Origin of the sequence: Paenibacillus sp. 598K (assembly GCF_003851045.1) — a bacterium.
In the GTDB taxonomy this organism is placed as follows: domain Bacteria; phylum Bacillota; class Bacilli; order Paenibacillales; family Paenibacillaceae; genus Paenibacillus_D.
Genome location: NZ_BFBX01000359.1, coordinates 1 through 1761, shown reverse-complemented (window position 1 = coordinate 1761; position 1761 = coordinate 1). Strand labels below are relative to the sequence as shown.

Here is a 1761-nt window from a genome sequence, read left to right as displayed (position 1 = left end):
CCCGGGCGGGTGGGCGGACGGCCGATGCCGCCCGTCACCGTCATCGATATGCGGGAGGAGCTGCAGGAGGGCAACCGCTCGATGTTCAGCCGCCGGCTTCATGCTGCGCTCGGCGAACGGCTGGAGCGCGGCGAGCAGTCGGTGCTGCTGCTCAATCGGCGGGGGCACTCGACATTCGTCATGTGCCGCTCCTGCGGCTATACGGCGGGCTGTCCGCATTGCGACATCTCGCTTACCTATCATCAGAAGACGCGGATGCTGCGTTGCCATTATTGCGGCCATGCCGAGCCGTCGCCGACGGTGTGCCCTTCGTGCGAGAGCGAGCATATCCGCTTCTTCGGCACCGGCACGCAGCGGGTAGAGGAGGAGCTGGCCAAGCTGTTTCCCGGCATCCGCGTCATCCGCATGGATGTCGACACGACCACGGAGAAGGGCTCCCATGAGAAATGGCTGAAGCTGTTCGGCGAGCGTCAAGCGGATGTGCTGCTCGGCACGCAGATGGTCGCCAAAGGACTCGACTTCCCGTATGTGACGCTGGTCGGCGTCATCGCCGCCGATTCCTCGCTGCATCTGCCGGATTTCCGGGCGGCGGAGAAAACGTTCCAGCTGCTCACCCAAGTGGCCGGGCGGGCGGGCCGCCATCATCTCGAGGGCGAGGTCGTCGTGCAGAGCTATACGCCGGATCACTATTCCGTGCGGACGGCGCAGCGTCACGATTTTGAAGCTTTCGCCGCCGAGGAACTGAAGCATCGTCGTTTTATGGGCTATCCGCCGTTCTGTCGGCTCGTCCTCGTGACGCTCTCGCATGAGCAGCTGCCGCTGCTGGCGGCGACGGGGGAGCAGTTCGCCGAAGCGCTGCGCGAGCAGGCCGAGCGCGCCGGCGTATTGGCGCCGCTCGAGAGCGCCCGCGAGCGGGCGTTGGAGATTCTGGGCCCGGTCGCCTCGCCGATTCCCCGGCTCAAGGATCGCTACCGTTTCCAATGTATGATAAAATATCGTGGAGGCGTCGATGTCGCGGCATTGCTGCGGGCAGCGCTGGCCCCGTTTACAGAGGGGAGTCAGGGCAAGGTATTGTTCAGCATCGATGTCGATCCGCAGGTCATCATGTGATCGAATTCATTATATAATAAACGGGTTTATCCAAATTTATTGCAAAGGCAGGAAGCAGCCATGGCTATTCGTTTTATCGTCAAAGATCCCGACCCGGTGTTGCGGGAGAAGGCCAAGCCGGTCACCAAATTCAACGCCAATCTGCACAAGCTGCTCGACGATATGGCCGAGACGATGTATCATGCCGAAGGCGTCGGACTGGCCGCGCCGCAGATCGGCATCGAGAAGCGCGTCATCGTCGTCGATACCGGCGAGGAGGACGGCGGGTTGATGGAGATGGTCAACCCGGAGATTATCGAGCGCGAGGGCGAGCAGCTCGGACCGGAGGGCTGTCTCAGCATCCCCGGACTGAACGGCGACGTGCGCCGGGCGCTGCGCGTCAAGCTGCAGGGCCAGGATCGCTACGGCAACGACATCACGATCGAGGCGAAGGAATTCCAGGCGCGCGCCTTCCAGCACGAGGTCGACCATCTGAACGGTGTCCTGTTCACCGACATCGCGGAGAAGGTGTACGACATCTCGCAAGCTTCCGACAAAAGGGAGAATGAAGCATGAGGATCGTCTTTATGGGCACGCCGGAGTTCGCCGTCGCCGCCTTGAATAAGCTGCTTGACCACGGCTACGAGGTGGCAGCCGTGGTGACGCAGCTTA

At 62.3% G+C, this 1761-nt stretch carries 2 protein-coding genes and 1 pseudogene; all 3 read left to right on the top strand.

The annotated features are described in order from the left end of the window. Positions 1–1110: replication restart helicase PriA (gene priA / locus PA598K_RS35490; protein ID WP_128661328.1), on the top strand; the 1110-nt coding region annotated here is incomplete at its 5' end. Positions 1111–1170: 60 nt separating this feature from the next. Further along, complete coding sequence (def, locus tag PA598K_RS35485) at positions 1171–1665, top strand: peptide deformylase (protein WP_128661327.1); 495 nt, start codon at positions 1171–1173, stop codon at positions 1663–1665. Next, positions 1662–1761 (top strand): annotated as a pseudogene (locus PA598K_RS38635) (methionyl-tRNA formyltransferase); the annotation flags it as partial. The gene def and the pseudogene PA598K_RS38635, both read left to right, overlap by 4 nt.